The organism is Stutzerimonas stutzeri KOS6 (assembly GCF_000307775.2).
GTDB lineage: Bacteria > Pseudomonadota > Gammaproteobacteria > Pseudomonadales > Pseudomonadaceae > Stutzerimonas > Stutzerimonas stutzeri_B.
In genome coordinates this window covers 754,641-771,086 of the sequence record NZ_KK020675.1, presented here as the reverse complement: position 1 = coordinate 771,086, position 16,446 = coordinate 754,641, and the positions used below count along the sequence as shown (strand labels likewise).

At 63.9% G+C, this 16,446-nt stretch carries 12 protein-coding genes and 1 pseudogene; 5 read left to right on the top strand and 8 right to left on the bottom strand.

The genetic code is table 11. The features are described from left to right. Positions 1-40 precede the first annotated feature (40 nt). From B597_RS27550 to leuA, 4 genes are all read right to left on the bottom strand, one after another. Positions 41-754, bottom strand: a complete 714-nt coding sequence (locus B597_RS27550) for an endonuclease (protein ID WP_003295974.1) — start codon at positions 752-754, stop codon at positions 41-43. 102 nt (positions 755-856) lie between these two features. Continuing rightward, entirely contained in the window at positions 857-1,711 is an 855-nt protein-coding gene (locus tag B597_RS27545; protein WP_024161700.1) for a carboxylate/amino acid/amine transporter, read from the bottom strand. Between the two features lie 89 nt (positions 1,712-1,800). Then, positions 1,801-2,856: an NAD(P)-dependent alcohol dehydrogenase gene (locus B597_RS27540; protein WP_003295971.1), complete on the bottom strand. Its 1,056-nt coding sequence runs from the start codon at positions 2,854-2,856 to the stop codon at positions 1,801-1,803. A 449-nt stretch (positions 2,857-3,305) separates the two neighbouring features. Continuing rightward, positions 3,306-4,976, bottom strand: a complete 1,671-nt coding sequence (gene leuA, locus B597_RS27535) for a 2-isopropylmalate synthase (RefSeq protein ID WP_003295970.1) — start codon at positions 4,974-4,976, stop codon at positions 3,306-3,308. A 319-nt stretch (positions 4,977-5,295) separates the two neighbouring features. Here leuA and B597_RS27530 point away from each other — a divergent pair, with 319 nt between their 5' ends. Together B597_RS27530 and B597_RS27525 are read left to right on the top strand one after the other, a co-directional pair. Next, positions 5,296-5,646 (top strand): DUF2946 domain-containing protein, encoded by a 351-nt coding sequence (locus B597_RS27530; RefSeq protein ID WP_024161699.1) that lies wholly within the window; start codon positions 5,296-5,298, stop codon positions 5,644-5,646. Between the two features lie 52 nt (positions 5,647-5,698). Further along, positions 5,699-7,883 (top strand): annotated as a pseudogene (locus tag B597_RS27525) (TonB-dependent copper receptor). A gap of 46 nt (positions 7,884-7,929) precedes the next feature. Here B597_RS27525 and B597_RS27520 read toward each other — a convergent pair. The 4 genes from B597_RS27520 to xseA all read right to left on the bottom strand — a co-directional run bounded on the left by B597_RS27520 (position 7,930) and on the right by xseA (position 12,184). Then, the gene (locus tag B597_RS27520; protein ID WP_003295963.1) at positions 7,930-9,219 is read right to left on the bottom strand and encodes a mechanosensitive ion channel family protein; all 1,290 of its coding nucleotides are present in this window, start codon (positions 9,217-9,219) and stop codon (positions 7,930-7,932) included. Between the two features lie 93 nt (positions 9,220-9,312). Then, complete coding sequence (locus B597_RS27515; RefSeq protein ID WP_003295961.1) at positions 9,313-9,855, bottom strand: hydrolase; 543 nt, start codon at positions 9,853-9,855, stop codon at positions 9,313-9,315. Positions 9,856-9,874: 19 nt separating this feature from the next. After that, the gene (locus B597_RS27510; protein ID WP_024161698.1) at positions 9,875-10,699 is read right to left on the bottom strand and encodes a peptidoglycan DD-metalloendopeptidase family protein; all 825 of its coding nucleotides are present in this window, start codon (positions 10,697-10,699) and stop codon (positions 9,875-9,877) included. Between the two features lie 108 nt (positions 10,700-10,807). Further along, a complete protein-coding gene (xseA, locus tag B597_RS27505; protein ID WP_003295957.1) occupies positions 10,808-12,184 on the bottom strand; it encodes an exodeoxyribonuclease VII large subunit in 1,377 nt (458 codons plus the stop codon). Positions 12,185-12,312: 128 nt separating this feature from the next. Here xseA and B597_RS27500 point away from each other — a divergent pair, with 128 nt between their 5' ends. The 3 genes from B597_RS27500 to guaA all read left to right on the top strand — a co-directional run bounded on the left by B597_RS27500 (position 12,313) and on the right by guaA (position 16,151). Then, positions 12,313-12,864 carry a hypothetical protein gene (locus B597_RS27500; RefSeq protein ID WP_003295956.1) on the top strand — a complete coding sequence of 184 codons (552 nt, stop codon included), beginning with the start codon at positions 12,313-12,315 and terminating at the stop codon, positions 12,862-12,864. Positions 12,865-12,990: 126 nt separating this feature from the next. Then, positions 12,991-14,460, top strand: a complete 1,470-nt coding sequence (gene guaB / locus B597_RS27495) for an IMP dehydrogenase (protein ID WP_003295955.1) — start codon at positions 12,991-12,993, stop codon at positions 14,458-14,460. Between the two features lie 110 nt (positions 14,461-14,570). Then, entirely contained in the window at positions 14,571-16,151 is a 1,581-nt protein-coding gene (gene guaA / locus B597_RS27490) for a glutamine-hydrolyzing GMP synthase (protein ID WP_003295953.1), read from the top strand. Positions 16,152-16,446: the final 295 nt, after the last annotated feature.

Genomic DNA, 16,446 nt, shown 5'->3' with positions numbered 1-16,446 from the left:
GTATGCGGGAAGCACAGCAAGCGTTCGAGCGGCCGATGCTTCAGCGCGTGGCAAGCACCTTGCCCTTGCGGCAGCTGCGCAGGTCCACCGCGCCCACGTAGGGATTGGCATTTCCCTGCACGCAGGCGATGCGCTGGTTGCGCGTGCGTTCCCATTCGCTGATCGGGTGCTGACGATTCCAGATGTCGTACAGGCGCTTGTCCTGGCGGGAAAGGCGCAAGCTGTAGCGCTCGCTCATGTACAGGTAGGTGCGGGCGATGGCGCCACGGCTGTACTCGGGCGGCATCGCCGTGCGCTGCTTGAAATTCACCACGAAAGGGCAGGCGCCGTACTGGCTGGGCTTCTCGTTGAGCATGCCGAAGCCATAGTTGCTGCGGTCGCCGTTCACTTCGCCGACCACCGGTACCAGGTTGTGCAGGTCTGCCTCTGCGCGGCTGAACACCGGATCACTGGCCGTGCAGTGCTTGCGTCCGCCCTGCTGCCAGCATTGGCGCTGATGGCCGATGACCCAAGCCGGCACGATGTGCTCCCACTCGACCCGTTCGGCGCGCCTGGGCTGCTTGCGCGGAACATAGCCACAACTGGCGAGATCGATGCGGTTGCCTTTGAAGCTGCAGCCGCAATAGAAATCCACCGGGCGGTCGGCATAGAGGGTCCAGGCGACCTTCTTCGCCTCGCGGAAGGTGCGAGGTGCATCGGCGTAGACAGTGGGGCAGCAGAACAGGACAAGCAGAAACAGACTGATGCGACGCATGGAATTCTCGACAACTGAACGAGTGTCGCATCCATGCGCGGGCCGGCATGTTACCTGTAAGCCAGGTAAAAGTAATAAAAAACAAAGACTTGCCTGATGTCATCAGGCCTTCATCTGGCCCAGTCGATTGATCTGCAACGAGGCGAGGATGATCGCGCCGCCCACGGCGAGCAGCAGCAGGTTGGTCGTGGTGCTCCAGAACAGCAGGTTGAGCACCAGACCCACCGGCACCGCCATGTTGTTCATCACCGCCAGCGTGCCGGCATCCACCAGCGTGGCGCCCTTGTTCCAGCAGAACTGGCCCAGCGCGGTGGCCAGCACGCCCATCCAGATCAGTACCGCCCACTGCGTCGTGGTAGCCGGCAGTTTCTCGACGTTACCGAACAGCAACCATGCCGGCAGCACGATCAGCAGTGCACCGAGGAAGAAGTAGCCGAAGCGGCGATGCAACGGCACGTCGGATGGATAGCGTTGCGCCAGATGCTTGTAGAACACCTGGCCGGCGGCGAAGGTGAAGTTGGCCAGCTGCATGAGCAGGAAGCCGCCGAGAAAGTCGCCGGAGACACCGTCATAGCGGATCAGCCCGGCGCCGAACACCGCGACGGCTGCCGCGACCAGCGCCCAGGGGTTGAAGCGACGGTTGAGCGCATCGTCGATCAGCGTCACGTGCAGCGGCGTGAGCACGGTGAACAGCAGCACCTCGGCGACCGTCAGCACGTTGAAGCTCATGTACAGGCACAGGTAGGTGACGCCGAACTGCAGCGCGCCGACCAGGGTCACGCCAGCGATGAAGCTGGGGGCGACGCCGCGCCAGCGCGTTAGCGGCAGAAACACCAGGCCGGCGAGGATCACTCGCGTCAGCACGGCGAAATAGCTATCCACCTGGCCGGCCAGGTAAACACCGATCAGGTTGAAGGAAAAGGCCCAGAGCAGGGTGACGAAGATCAGATAACGCATGCCGCCTCCTCGACGAAGGCCGGCGACCTTAGCGGCTGCGCATGAAAGAGGGAAGGGTTGGCGCGCCTGCAGGCGCGCCAGCCGAACGATCAGGCCGACTTCAGGGTGGCCATGTCGATGACGAAGCGGTACTTCACGTCGCTCTTGAGCATGCGCTCGTAGGCTTCGTTGATGTCCTGCATGCGGATCATCTCGATGTCCGAGACGATGCCGTGCTCGGCACAGAAGTCGAGCATCTCCTGGGTTTCGGCAATGCCGCCGATCAGCGAGCCGGCGATGCGGCGGCGCTTGAAAATCAGGCCAAACACGCTGGGCGACGGATGTGGCGAAGCCGGTGCGCCGACCAGGGTCATGGTGGCGTCGCGCTTGAGCAGATTGACGAAGGCGTCGAGGTTGTGCGGCGCGGCGACGGTGTTGAGGATGAAGTCGAAGCTGTTGACGTGCGCGGCCATCTCCTCTTTGTTCTTCGACACCACCACTTCCGAGGCGCCAAGACGCAGGGCATCTTCCCGCTTGTCCGGCGAGGTGGTGAACAGCACGACCTTCGCACCCATGGCGTTGGCGATCTTCACCGCCATGTGGCCGAGACCGCCGAGGCCGACCACGCCGACCTTCTGCCCCGGCCCGACTTTCCACTGGCGCAGCGGCGAGTAGGTGGTGATGCCGGCGCAGAGCAGCGGCGCGACGGCGGCGAGGTTGTCGGTGTGGTTGATGCGCAGCACGTACTTTTCATCCACCACGATGTTGTCGGAATAGCCGCCGAGGGTGTTCTCGCCACCGCCGAAGGCCGGCCCGTTGTAGGTGCCGACGAAGCCGTTCTCGCAATACTGCTCCAGCCCTTCGCCACAGGACGAGCAGCTGCGGCAGCTGTCGACCATGCAGCCGACGCCAGCGACATCACCCACCTTGAACTTGCTCACGGCTGAGCCGACGGCGGTCACCCGGCCGACGATCTCATGGCCGGGAACGGCCGGGTACAGGGTGTTGTTCCACTCGTTGCGTACGGTATGCAGGTCCGAATGGCAGACGCCGCAGAACAGGATATCGATCTGCACGTCGTTCGCGCCCACTTCGCGGCGCGAAAACGAATAGGGGGCGAGCGGGGTGTTCGGATCGAGGGCGGCGTAACCGATGGAGTTGCTCATGACGGCTCCTTTGGATTGAACATTCGGGGGTGGAGGATTCAAGCCTAATACCGATATTCACGGGAGCGGTTGCACGATCCTGCCGATACCTGACGCGTTCCTGCCGGAAGGGTTCGCACGGCGGGTGGTGTTGGATGATCGGTATCGAGTCGGGAGGCTTTGGGCCGGGGATTGGTTCACTTGGTTGCCACCGCTAGCCCGTGCGGGGGCGACGCTTGACACCCAATGATCGCCCATTCGTAGGGTGCGTTCCGTGCACCACCGGGCTCGGGAGCATTTGGTTCCCTGGCTGCCGCCGTAGGGTGGGCTTTAGCCCACCGGGGCAGGCTTTGGTGGGCTAAAGCCTACCTGCGGGCTGCCGGATAAGGGGAGAAGAGGAGAAGGCTCCTGCGAAACTGCTCGCCACCGCCGCTCGGCCGATACCGAGGCGGCGCACCCTGCGGGCAGGATCAGGCGGCTTTCGCCTCGGCTTCGCGCAGAGCCCGGTTCATGGCGCTGAACAGCGCACGGATGCTGGCGGTGGTGATGTTCTCGTCGATGCCGATGCCGTGCAGCGGGCGCTCGCCATCCAGGCGTACCTCGATGTACGCGGCAGCCTTGGCGTTGCTGCCGGCGCCGATGGAGTGCTCGTGGTAGTCCATGATCTCCAGCTTGACCGGCAGCGCCGCCACCAGCGCTTCCAGCGGACCCTTGCCGATGCCGCGCCAGTGGGCGATTTCGCCATCGGCTGCGACTTCCACATCCACTGCGCTGGTGCCGTTTTCCTCCTGCAGGCGATGGCCCTTGAGCGTGTACGGTGCGGTGGCCTGCAGATATTCGGCTTCCAGCAGCGCATAGATCTGTTTGGCACTCATCTCCAGGCCGAGGCGGTCGGTTTCCTTCTGTACCACCTGGCTGAATTCGATCTGCATGCGCCGCGGCAGGCTGATGCCGTACTCCTGCTCGAGCAGGAAGGTGATGCCGCCCTTGCCGGACTGGCTGTTGACGCGAATCACCGCCTCGTAGCTGCGGCCGATGTCGGCCGGGTCGATCGGCAGGTAGGGCACTTCCCAGACGCCGTTCGGGTCCTGCTGGGAAAAGCCCTTGCGGATCGCATCCTGATGCGAGCCGGAGAAGGCGGTGTGCACCAGATCGCCGACATAGGGATGACGCGGGTGCACCGGCAACTGGTTGCATTCCTCGACCACCTTGCGCACGGCGTCGATATCGGAGAAATCCAGCTGTGGGTTGACGCCCTGGGTGTACATGTTCAGCGCCACGGTCACCAGGTCGACGTTGCCGGTGCGCTCGCCATTGCCGAACAGGCAGCCCTCGACGCGATCGGCGCCGGCCATCAGGCCCAGCTCGGTGGCCGCCACGCCGGTGCCGCGGTCGTTATGGGTGTGCAGGCTGACCAGCACGCTGTCGCGACGGTCGATATGGCGGCAGAACCACTCGATCTGGTCGGCGTAGATATTCGGCGTGGCTGCCTCGACAGTGGCCGGCAGGTTGAGGATCAGCTTTTGCGCAGGGGTCGGCTGGAACACTTCGACCACCGCGTTGCACACCTCGACAGCGAACTCCGGCTCGGTGGAGCTGAAGATCTCCGGCGAGTACTCGAAGCGCCAGGCGGTTTCCGGGTTCTGCTCGGCCAGGCGTTTGATGATCTTGCCCGCATTCACGGCGATCTGGATCACTCCGGCCTTGTCCTGATTGAAGACGATGCGGCGGAAGCTCGGCGCGGTGGCGTTGTAGTAGTGGACGATGGCCTGTTTGGCACCCTTGAGCGACTCGAACGTACGGGTGATCAGGTCCTCGCGGGCCTGGGTCAGCACCTGGATGGTGACATCATCGGGAATGTGACCGCCCTCGATCAGCTCGCGGACGAAATCGAAATCGGTCTGCGAGGCGGAGGGGAAGCCGACCTCGATCTCCTTGAGGCCGACCTGTACCAAGGTCTTGAAGAATCGCATCTTCTTGGCCGCGTCCATCGGCTCGATCAGCGACTGGTTGCCGTCGCGCAGGTCCGAGCTCAGCCAGATCGGCGCCTGGGTGATCGACCTGGATGGCCAGGTGCGATCGGGAATGTCGATGGCCGGGAAGGCACGGTATTTATTCGATGGGTTCTTGAGCATGGTCATGGCGTTTCCCCAGGCGATCCTTGAGCTAGCAACTTGTCTGCCCGTTTCGGGCATTGGTTTATGGTGCAAAGCTAGTGCTTCAAGGTCGAGGATTGCAACACCTGTTAAAAAATTGATGTTTTGTACCAATACTAAGTATTTATTGGGTATTTATGCTGCATCGAGCCGGGAAATTCAGCGTTGATTGCGCCGCTGTATTGCGGCCTCATGTCGCAGCGGACGAGGTCGCGCAGCCGTGCGATGATTCCGCCGCACTTTCCCAGGGTTAGGTCGCGGTCAACTGAAGGACATGCCGGTGGCGCGCAAACGGCTTTCGACGATGAGTATCTGGCTTGGCCTGTTCGCCATGCTGATGATTCATGTCGGCCCGTTGTATTCGGCAGTCCAGGCCGCTCAGGCGCGCGAGCATCACCACCATGCCGAGCATGAGCACTCGGCCCATGGTCACCACCGCCAGGATGCGAGCGACGAGCCGGCATGGTTGGCAGCGCTTGAGCTCTGCGGCTATTGCGAGCTGCTGACGGTCAACCCACCGCTCAACCTGTCCGTCGAGCTGGTACTGCCCCGCCACGAACCGGCCCACTTGCAACCGCTTCCCGAGCAGCCGCTGCCGTCGGCCTCGCGCCGTAGCAGCGGTTATCCGCGTGCGCCACCGCATCTGCACAGCTGACATTCATCAGCCGCCCGTGGCGGCCTAATCACATGCAGAAGTGGAAGTTCTTATGTCCAGCATTACTCATGGCTGTACGGCGCGCGCGCCTGTCTGAGCGTTTTTCCATTCAACCATCCCGCCAGCGTTGGCAGTTCGCCCATGCCGCGTTGCTCGGGATGCTCGCCAGCGGTGCGCTGGCGGCCGAAGATCAGCATGCCGCGCATGCCGACACCGTCGAGCTGGTGCCGATGGTCATCACCGGCGTCGGCCAGCAATCGCCACTCACCGTTGTCACCGATCCGAAGATCCCACGCCAGCCGATGCCGGCCAGCGATGGCGCCGATTACCTGAAGACCATTCCCGGCTTTTCCTCGGTGCGTAACGGTGGGGTGAACGGTGACCCGGTGTTTCGCGGCATGTTCGGCTCGCGCCTGAAACTGCTCTCCAACGGTGGGGAGATGCTCGGTGCCTGCCCGAACCGCATGGATTCGCCCAGCTCCTATATCAGCCCGGACACCTTCGACAAGCTGACGGTCATCAAAGGCCCGCAAACGGTGCTCTGGGGGCCTGGCGCGTCGGCGGCCACCGTGCTCTTCGAGCGCGAGCCGGAGCAGTTCAGCGAGCCGGACTACCGTATCAACGGCAGCCTGCTGACCGCCTCCAACGGTCGCTTCGACCGCAACCTGGACGCCGCCGCCGGCAACAGCCAGGGCTACGCACGGCTGATGGCCAATAGCTCGCAGGCCGACGATTACGCCGATGGCAACGGCGATACCGTGCCGTCGCGCTACGACAAGTGGAACACCGATGTCGCCCTGGGCTGGGCGCCGGATGCAGACACCCTGGTCGAGCTGACTGCCGGCCGTGGTGACGGTTACGCGCGTTATGCCGGGCGCGGCATGGACGGTAGCCAGTTCCAGCGTGAAAGCCTGGGGCTGCGCTTCGAAAAGACCAATCTCGGCGAGACCTTCTACGGGCTGGAGGCGCAGGTCTACTACAATTACGCCGACCACATCATGGACAACTACAGCCTGCGCGATTTCGTGCCGTCGATGATGATGCCCAACCCGACGCTGTCGCGAGTCGACCGTCGCACGCTGGGTGGCCGGCTGGTCGGCACCTGGCAGTGGGGCGACGTCGAACTCAAGGCCGGGGTCGATGCCCAGCGCAGCGAGCACCGCAAGGTGATGAACCCGGCCGGCGCCGCCAACCAGATGGTCGTCGCAGCCGGCAGTGACGCCTTGCCCTGGGTGGCGGACGCGATGCTGCACAGCTACGGCCTGTTCGGCGAGCTGACCTGGCAGCTCAGCGAGCGCGAGAAGCTCATCAGCGGCCTGCGTCTGGACCTGCACGAAGCGACCGACGAGCGCGCGTTCTTCCGCAGTCACGACACCTCGAGCATGCCCATCGTCTCCCGTGATTGGGCCAACCCGAACGCTGGCCAAACCCGCCGCGACACGCTGTACAGCGGCTTCGTCCGCTACGAGGAGGAACTGGCCAGCCTGCCGGCGACCTGGTACGCCGGCCTCGGTCACGCCGAACGCTTCCCCGACTACTGGGAGCTGTTCGTTTCCAATCCGGGGCCGGTCGGCACCGTGCAGCCGTTCGATACGGTGCGCCCGGAGAAGACCACGCAGCTGGATATCGGCCTGCAATATGCCAAGGGGCCGCTGGATGCCTGGGTTTCCGCCTATGCCGGGGTGGTCGAGGACTACATCCTGTTCAGCTACGTGGCCGGTGTGATGCCTGGCATGACCCTCGCCGAGGTCAGCAATGTCGAGGCCACCATCGCCGGTGCCGAGCTGGGCGCCAGCTACCGCTTCACCAGCAACTGGAAGGGAGACGCCAGCCTGGCCTATGCCTGGGGCAAGAATCGCAGCGACGATCGCGCCCTGCCGCAGATCCCGCCGCTGGAAGGCCGTCTGGGTCTGACCTACGAGCGTGAGAACTGGAGTACCAGTGGCCTCTGGCGCATGGTCGCCTCGCAGGGGCGGGTAGCCGAGAACCAGGGTACCGTGGTCGGCAAGGACTTCGACGAGTCTGCCGGTTTCGGCGTGCTGGCGGTGAATGGCGCCTATCGCCTGAACAAGACCCTCAAGCTCAGCGCCGGCATCGACAACCTGCTGGACAAGAGCTACAGCGAGCATCTCAACCTCGCCGGCAGTGCCGGCTTCGCCGACTACGGGCTCGACCCGACCTCGCGGGTCAACGAACCCGGCCGCACTTACTGGGCGCGGGTCGACATGAGCTTCTGATTCATGGCTTGACAGGGGCGGGAGCACTTCCCGCTCCTGACTACGATTAACTTGTCACTTCGGCCGGATGCCCTTCCGGCTGCTGCAGCGCCGGTGCGCCGCGCTGCGTCAGCGACTCGCTCCAACCCCGCATGTCCGCCCCGCCCGGGTGCTGGAACACACGCAGGCCGAACTCCGGCAGGATCGCCAGCAGGTGGTCGAAGATATCCGACTGGATCGCCTCGTACTGCGTCCAGGCCACCGTGTTGGTGAAGCAGTAGATCTCCAGCGGCAGGCCGTCCGCGGTCGGGCTCAGCTGCCGTACCATCAGCGTCATCTGCTGATGCACGCCGGGATGGGCGCGCAGGTAGTGCTCCACATAGGCGCGAAAACTGCCGATGTTGGTGATCCGGCGGGTGTTCACCGGCTCCTTGCCACGCTCTTCGAGCCTGGCGTTCCACGCGTCGATCTCGCGGCGCTTTTCGGTGAGATAGTCATCCAGCAGGTTGAAGCGGTGCAGGTGCTTGCATTCGTCCTCGCTGAGGAAGTGCACGCTCTGCTGATCCAGATACAGGCTGCGCTTGATGCGCCGCCCACCGGATTCCTGCATGCCGCGCCAGTTCTTGAACGAATCGGAAATGAAGCGCTTGGTCGGGATGCTGCTGATGGTCTTGTCCCAGTTCTGCACCTTGACGGTGTGCAGCGCGATGTCGATCACATCGCCATCGGCGTTGAGCTGCGGCATCTCTACCCAGTCGCCGACACGGATCAGGTCGTTGGAGGTGATCTGCACACTGGCTACCAGCGACAGCAGGGTGTCCTGAAAGATCAGCATGAGGACCGCGGCCATGGCGCCGAGACCGGAGAGCAGGATCAGCGGCGAACGGTCGATCAGGGTCGCGATGATGAGGATGGTGGCGATCGCGTAGACGATGATCTTGACCACCTGCAGGTAGCCCTTGATCGGGTGCAGGCGGGCATCCGGGCGGCGCTGGTAGAGCAGGTTGATGATGTCCAGCACGGCGCCGAGCGCGAGGGCGATGGTCAGTACGATGAAGCCGCCGCAGACGTTGCGCACCACGGTCACCGCGGCTTCCGGCAGGCCCGGGATGGTCGTGACCCCGAGCGACAGCACCAGCGCCGGGACGATATTCGACAGCCGCTTGATGACACCGAAGTCCTGCAGTTCGGCGTCGCGGGTGTGGCGCAGCAGGCGGTAGATGCCGCGCACCAGAATGCGCTTGACGATCCAGTTGGACAGCCAGGCAACGAAGATCAGCGAGGTGCAGGCCAGCAGCGTCTGCAATTCGGGGTGGGCTCTGAGCCAGTCCAGCCAGCCAGCCAGATCGTCGGACATGTTCTACTCCATCAATGGATTCGGGCGCGACCTTAGCAAAGCTCGGCGGCCGCGGCCCAGCCGGTTGTTACAGTCTGCTACGCGCGCACTCGTTCAGCGTATGAATTCGCGGCTGATGGCCTTGAACAGCTCGGTGCCGGCTCGCTCCATCCATTCGAAGGCGACCATTTCCCGCGAGACGATCACCGCACCGGCTTGCCGCATGCGTTCCAGGGCCAGGGCCTTGTCGCTGGCGCGGCGCGAGCTGACGCCTTCTTCCACGATGAAGACGTCGTTGCCGCGGGCGCGCAGGTCCAGCACCGTCTGCAGCACGCAGACATGAGTTTCGCAGCCGCAGATGACGAACTGCCGGCGCTCGCCGCCGGGGCGCCTGAACAGCTCGCCGTCGCCGGCCGCGGAGAAGTGCAGCTTTTCCAGGATGGCGGTCTCGTTCACGCCGTCGCGCAGGCTGGCGATGGTGTGGCCGAGGCCCTTGCTGTACTGCTCGGTCAACAGCACCGGCACGCCGACGCGCCGCGCCACCTGCTGCAACCAGGCGGTGTTCTCGGCCATGGCTGCATTGTCGAGGATCACCGGGAACAGGCGCTCCTGAATGTCGATGATCAGCAGGGTGGAATCCGTTGCCTTGATACGCATTGCAGTGCTTCCTCGTGGTTCAGGGTTTGTAGGCACCGATGAAGATGGCCGGGTCGACCCGAGCGTCGTTCAGGCTCACGTTCCAGTGCAGGTGGGGGCCGGTGGCGCGGCCGGTCGCGCCGACCTTGCCAAGCACCTGGCCGCGCGCCAATGGGTCGCCAACCTTCACGCCGATCTCGGAAAGATGGCAGAACATGCTGATCAGCCCCTGGCCATGATCGACGAAAACGGTCCTGCCGTTGAAGAAGTAGTCACCGGTGAGTGTGACCTTGCCGGCCGCCGGTGCCTTGATCGGCGTGCCTTTCTTGGCGGCGAAATCAAGGCCCGAGTGCGGGTTGCGCTCCTCGCCGTTGAAGAAACGGCGCAGACCGAAGGGCGAAGACAACGGACCGTCCACCGGACGATCGAACAGCAGATTGCTCGGCTGGTTGGTGCTGAACTGGCGGTAGGCGCGGGTCTGCTCGTCCAGTTCGCGCTCGATGCGCTTGAGGTCCGCCGGGTTCGGATTGACCTGGCGCTGGTTCTTCAGCGTGATGTGCTGGGCGCGATAGTTGCGGCTGCCAACCTGAAAACCAGTGCTGCGGCCATTGACCTCCAGCTGCTGCGTGCCTGGCTTCACCGACAGCGGGATGCCGACGATGGCGATCCAGCGCTTGCCGTCTTCACGCAGCACCAGCGTCGGTTTGCCCTGGTAGCGGGCCTGCGGTGCAGTAGCGTCGTCACCGAGTTCGATGACGGCAACGCCGCCGGGCACCGGCTTGTTCAGCAGGCGGGTGATGAAGCCTTCGGCATGAGCGGGCAGGGCGAGTGCGAGAGAGAGCAGCAGTGCAAGGACGCGAGGCATGAGGTGGTGGGTCCGCTGGCAAAGAACGGCCCATCCTCGCGTAAACACCGCAAGAGAGAAAGGGCGAGGGATGTCCGGAAATTTCCGGCGAAGCTGCAGCTGCAATTTCTACAGCAGCGGCAGCGTGACCGGTTCCAGATGATTGTCTTCCACCCTGACTTCCAGTTCACCCTCGCCGAGTCGGGCTTTCAGCCGCTGGCCGGGTTGCGTCTGGCTGGCGCTGCGGATTGCCTGGCCACGCTCGTCGAGCAGGATGCTGTAGCCGCGACTGAGCGTAGCCAGCGGGCTGACCACATTGAGCGTCTGCGCGAGGCCCTGTAGCTGTTGGCGGCGGCCTTTCAGATTCGCCTGCATCGCCCGCGGCAGACGCGAGGAAAGATGCTCGAGACGCTGGCGCAACAGATTCAGCGAACGCCCCGGGTGTTGCGCGGCCAGGCGTGTTTCCAGGCGGGCGAGGCGCTCCTGGCCGCTGCACAGGCGGCGGTCGACGGCGCGCAGCAGGCGTTGTTCCAGATCGTCGATACGCTGGGCCTGCTGCTGCAGGCGCTCGCCCGGATGGCGCAGGCGCCGGGTCAGGCCTTCCAGCCGCATGGCGTCGCGGTGCAGACGGTCGCGCATGCGCAGCACCAGGCGCTGCTGCAGGCCGCTTAGCCGGTGCTGCAAGTCCGCACTGCTGGGTGCCAGTAACTCCGCGGCCGCCGATGGCGTCGGTGCGCGAACGTCGGCAACGAAATCGGCAATCGATACGTCGGTTTCGTGGCCCACGGCGCTGACGATCGGCGTGACACAGGCATCCACCGCGCGCGCCACCGCTTCCTCGTTGAAACACCAGAGGTCTTCCAGCGAGCCGCCGCCGCGGGCCAGGATCAGCGCATCGAAACCCTGGGCATCGGCCAGCTGCAGCGCACGGACGATCTGTCCGGTGGCCTCGCGGCCCTGCACGGCCGTGGGGATCAGCGTCAGCTCGACCTGCGGCGCGCGGCGTTTGAACACCGAAATGATGTCGCGGATCACCGCGCCGGTCGGCGAGCTGACGATGCCGATGCGCCGCGGGTGGGCGGGCAGGGCAGCCTTGCGTTCGGCGGCGAACAGGCCTTCGCTGGCGAGCTTTTCCTTCAATGCCTCGAAGGCCAGGCGCAGGGCGCCGTCGCCGGCCGGCTCCAGGGTGTCGAGGATCAGTTGGTAGTCACCGCGCCCCTCGAACAGCGACACCTTGCCGCGTACCCGCACCGCCAGACCGTCGCGCAGGGCCTGGCGAACCCGCGCCGCGTTCTGCCGGAACAGGGCGCAGCGCACCTGCGCATTCTTGTCCTTGAGGGTGAAATAGATGTGCCCGGAGGCCGGGCGGGCGAGGTTGGAAATCTCGCCTTCGACCCAGACCTGGGCGAACACGTCTTCGAGCAGCAGGCGGGCGCGGCCGTTGAGCTGACTGACGGTCAGTACTTCACGATCGAGATTGAGACGCTGGAAGGGATCTTTGAGCATGACGGCGATGATAAGCCGGGCGCGGGCGGGCGGAAACCGAAACTGCATTTCGTCCGTCTGCTTGGCCTTGACCGGGCCGGGCACGGCGCTAAGCTGCGGCGCTTTCGTCCGTTCATCCCCGAGTCCTCATGAGCCATAGCCAAGCCATCATCGTGCCGCGCATTTCGACGTTCCCCGGCCATGAGGCCAAGGCACGGATGATCCTGCGCTGGCTGGCCGAGCGCCGTATTGTCGAGGCGTTGCCGACCACCTGCGGTCGCGGTGTCGGCGGCATGGGCTACGCCATCGCTTCCGGTGCGCGCAGTGTCGTGCAGCATCCGGAACGCTTGCCCTTTGGCAAGGCCATCAACGGCCTTGAGGTGGTGACCAGGCGCTGCATCTATGCGCCGACACGGGATTTTGCCGAGGAGGCAGGCTGCCCCGAGTGCCGCCGCGAGATTGGCGAGGCGTTGTTCGAAAGCCTCGACGAGTGGATGCCTAGGCAGACCGACAACTTCACCTGTCCGGAGTGTGGCTTCGAGGACGATATCAACGGCTTCCTGTTCATTCCGGCCTGCGCCTTCTCCAACCTGGGTTTCATCTTCAACGGTTGGGGGCAGGCCGGTTTCCGCCAGTCATTTCTCGACGAGTTCGCAGGGCGTCTGGGCTTCAAGGTGGCGCTGGTGATCGATCGCCCGTGACCATTCGGTCATTTCGCGAAGGCATCGATCTCGATCGTGCGCGACGGAGCGCACAACCGCATTGAGCGTGGTGGGCTGCGTGGGTATAATGCCGCGCTTCCTTTTTCCCGCCTGGGAGCCCCCGCCATGCTGCGTATCAGCCAAGAAGCCCTGACTTTCGATGATGTTCTCCTGATCCCGGGTTATTCCGAGGTTCTGCCGAAGGATGTCAGCCTCAAGACCCGCCTGACCCGCGAAATCGAGCTGAACATTCCCCTGGTTTCGGCTGCCATGGACACCGTCACCGAAGCCCGTCTGGCGATTGCCATGGCGCAGGAAGGCGGCATCGGCATCATTCACAAGAACATGAGCATCGAGCAGCAGGCTGCCGAGGTGCGCAAGGTCAAGCGCCACGAGACGGCAATCGTCCATGACCCGGTCACCGTCACCCCGGAAACCAAGATCAGCGAGCTGCTGCGCAAGGCCCACGAGCTGGGCTTCTCCGGCTTCCCGGTGGTGTCCGGCAAGGAACTGGTGGGCATCGTCACCGGTCGCGACCTGCGCTTCACGCCGAACGCCGGTGATTCCGTCGCGGCGATCATGACGCCCAAGGACAAGCTGGTCACTGTGCTCGAAGGCACCGGCCTGGAAGAGATCAAGACCAAACTCTACGAGCACCGCATCGAGAAGATGCTGGTGGTCGACGGCAACTTCCACCTGCGCGGCCTGGTGACCTTCCGCGACATCGAGAAGGCCAAGACCTACCCACTGGCCTCCAAGGACAGCCAGGGCCGTCTGCGCGTCGGTGCCGCGGTCGGTACCGGCGCCGACACCGGTGATCGCGTCGAGGCGCTGGCCGCGGCGGGCGTCGACGTGGTGGTGGTGGATACCGCCCACGGCCATTCCCGCGGCGTGATCGATCGCGTGCGCTGGGTGAAGGAAAACTTCCCGCAGGTGCAGGTGATTGGCGGCAACATCGCCACCGCCGAAGCGGCGCTGGACCTGGTCAAGGCCGGCGCCGACGCGGTCAAGGTCGGCATCGGCCCGGGCTCGATCTGCACCACCCGTATCGTTGCCGGTGTCGGCGTACCGCAGATCTCCGCCATCGCCAATGTCTCCGCCGCGCTGGAGGGCACCGGCGTACCGATGATCGCCGACGGCGGTATCCGCTTCTCCGGTGACCTGTCCAAGGCCATCGTCGCCGGCGCCAACGCGGTGATGATGGGCTCGATGTTCGCCGGTACCGAAGAGGCACCGGGCGAGATCGAGCTGTTCCAGGGGCGCTCCTACAAGGCCTACCGCGGCATGGGCTCGCTGGGCGCCATGTCCCAGGCGCAGGGCTCCTCGGATCGCTACTTCCAGGATTCCGCTGCCGGTGCCGAGAAGCTGGTGCCGGAAGGTATCGAAGGCCGTGTGCCTTACAAGGGCTCGCTGGCTGCGATCATTCACCAACTGATGGGCGGCTTGCGTGCCTCCATGGGCTATACCGGCAGCGCCACCGTCGACGAGATGCGCAGCAAACCGCAGTTCGTGCGCATCACCGGCGCTGGCATGGCCGAGTCGCACGTGCATGACGTGCAGATCACCAAGGAAGCCCCGAATTACCGAGTGGGTTGATCCGCTCAGCTAGACAGGCGCCGGAAGCTGGCAGCGGGAGTCGGGAGAAATCCTGGCTTCGGCTTCCAGCTTCCGGCTTTCAGCTTCAGGCTCTTTCCGAAGGAAAGCTCATGGCTCACCAAGACATTCACGCCCACCGCATCCTGATCCTCGATTTCGGTTCCCAGTACACCCAACTGATCGCCCGCCGCGTGCGCGAGATCGGCGTGTATTGCGAGCTGCATCCGTGGGACATGAGCGAGGACGACATCCGTGCCTTCGCGCCACGCGGCATCATTCTCGCCGGCGGTCCGGAGTCGGTTCACGAGGAAGGCAGCCCGCGCGCGCCGCAGGCCGTGTTCGATCTCGGTGTGCCGCTGTTCGGCATTTGCTACGGCATGCAGACCATGTCCGAGCAACTGGGTGGCAAGGTGCAGGGCTCCGACGTTCGCGAGTTCGGCTATGCCCGCGTCGATCTGGTCGGCAAATCGAAGCTGTTCGACGGCATCGAAGACCATATGGATGACGACGGCGTGTTCGGTCTCGACGTCTGGATGAGCCATGGCGACAAGGTCACCGAGATTCCGCCCGGCTTCCACATCCTGGCCAGCACCCCGAGCTGCCCGATCGCCGCCATGGGCGACGATTCGCGTGGTTACTACGGCGTGCAGTTCCACCCGGAAGTGACCCATACCCGTCAGGGCGGGCGCATCCTTTCCCGCTTCATCCTCGATATCTGCGGCTGCGAAGCACTGTGGACGCCGTCCAACATCGTCGAAGATGCTATCGCCCAGGTGCGTGCCCAGGTTGGTGATGCCAACGTCCTGCTCGGCCTTTCCGGTGGCGTCGATTCGTCGGTGGTCGCGGCGCTGTTGCACAAGGCCATCGGCGACCAGCTGACCTGTGTCTTCGTCGACAACGGCCTGCTGCGCCTGCACGAGGGTGACCAGGTGATGGCCATGTTCGCCGAGAACATGGGCGTCAAGGTGATCCGTGCCGACGCCGAAGCGCAGTTCCTCGGCAACCTCGAAGGCGAGGCGGATCCGGAGAAGAAGCGCAAGATCATCGGTCGCACCTTTATCGACGTGTTCGATGCCGAAGCCAGCAAGCTGGACAACATCCAGTTCCTCGCCCAGGGCACCATCTACCCCGACGTGATCGAGTCGGCTGGCGCCAAGAGCGGCAAGGCCCACGTGATCAAGTCGCACCACAACGTCGGTGGCCTGCCGGAAGAGATGAACCTCAAGCTGGTCGAGCCGCTGCGTGAACTGTTCAAGGACGAGGTACGCAAGATCGGCCTCGAACTCGGCCTGCCCTACGACATGGTCTACCGCCATCCCTTCCCCGGGCCTGGCCTGGGCGTGCGCATCCTCGGCGAGGTGAAGAAGGAATACGCCGACCTGCTGCGTCGTGCCGACCATATCTTCATCGAAGAGCTGCGCAACTTCGACTGGTACCACAAGACCAGCCAGGCGTTCGTGGTGTTCCAGCCGGTGAAGTCGGTCGGCGTGGTCGGCGACGGTCGCCGTTACGCCTGGGTCGTCGCGCTGCGAGCGGTGGAAACCATCGACTTCATGACCGCGCGCTGGGCACACCTGCCTTACGAGCTACTGGAAAAGGTGTCCAACCGCATCATCAACGAGATCGAAGGCATCTCTCGCGTCACCTACGACGTGTCGAGCAAGCCGCCTGCCACCATCGAGTGGGAGTGATGTCGAGTCCTTCTGGACTCATTGAGATGTATCGATAGCCAATTTCAACGTGTTGATTTAAAAGAAAATTCGTTGCAATGGTTATCGAGGCCTATCGCCGATCAGCAGAACGGATTGGCGGTAGCGGTGACGGTAGTAAACAGCGGTCGGATTGAGACCGTTCTGTTTACTATCCGGTCCAAACCGGTCTTTGACGGTAGATCGCTCCTTGGGAAAGCTTGCCCCGTGCGGCTTTCCCGGCATCAACAGGTCTCCTGACCCTTGACGGTAAAAGCCGTCATGAACAGGAGTAAAA

Coding starts and splice junctions, on each gene's coding strand:
- B597_RS27550 (WP_003295974.1), bottom strand. CDS start 754: ATGCGTCGCATCAGTCTGTTTCTGCTTGTCCTGTTCTGCTGCCCCACT.
- B597_RS27545 (WP_024161700.1), bottom strand. CDS start 1,711: ATGCGTTATCTGATCTTCGTCACCCTGCTCTGGGCCTTTTCCTTCAAC.
- B597_RS27540 (WP_003295971.1), bottom strand. CDS start 2,856: ATGAGCAACTCCATCGGTTACGCCGCCCTCGATCCGAACACCCCGCTC.
- leuA (WP_003295970.1), bottom strand. CDS start 4,976: ATGACCATGCTCAAGAACCCATCGAATAAATACCGTGCCTTCCCGGCC.
- B597_RS27530 (WP_024161699.1), top strand. CDS start 5,296: ATGAGTATCTGGCTTGGCCTGTTCGCCATGCTGATGATTCATGTCGGC.
- B597_RS27520 (WP_003295963.1), bottom strand. CDS start 9,219: ATGTCCGACGATCTGGCTGGCTGGCTGGACTGGCTCAGAGCCCACCCC.
- B597_RS27515 (WP_003295961.1), bottom strand. CDS start 9,855: ATGCGTATCAAGGCAACGGATTCCACCCTGCTGATCATCGACATTCAG.
- B597_RS27510 (WP_024161698.1), bottom strand. CDS start 10,699: ATGCCTCGCGTCCTTGCACTGCTGCTCTCTCTCGCACTCGCCCTGCCC.
- xseA (WP_003295957.1), bottom strand. CDS start 12,184: ATGCTCAAAGATCCCTTCCAGCGTCTCAATCTCGATCGTGAAGTACTG.
- B597_RS27500 (WP_003295956.1), top strand. CDS start 12,313: ATGAGCCATAGCCAAGCCATCATCGTGCCGCGCATTTCGACGTTCCCC.
- guaB (WP_003295955.1), top strand. CDS start 12,991: ATGCTGCGTATCAGCCAAGAAGCCCTGACTTTCGATGATGTTCTCCTG.
- guaA (WP_003295953.1), top strand. CDS start 14,571: ATGGCTCACCAAGACATTCACGCCCACCGCATCCTGATCCTCGATTTC.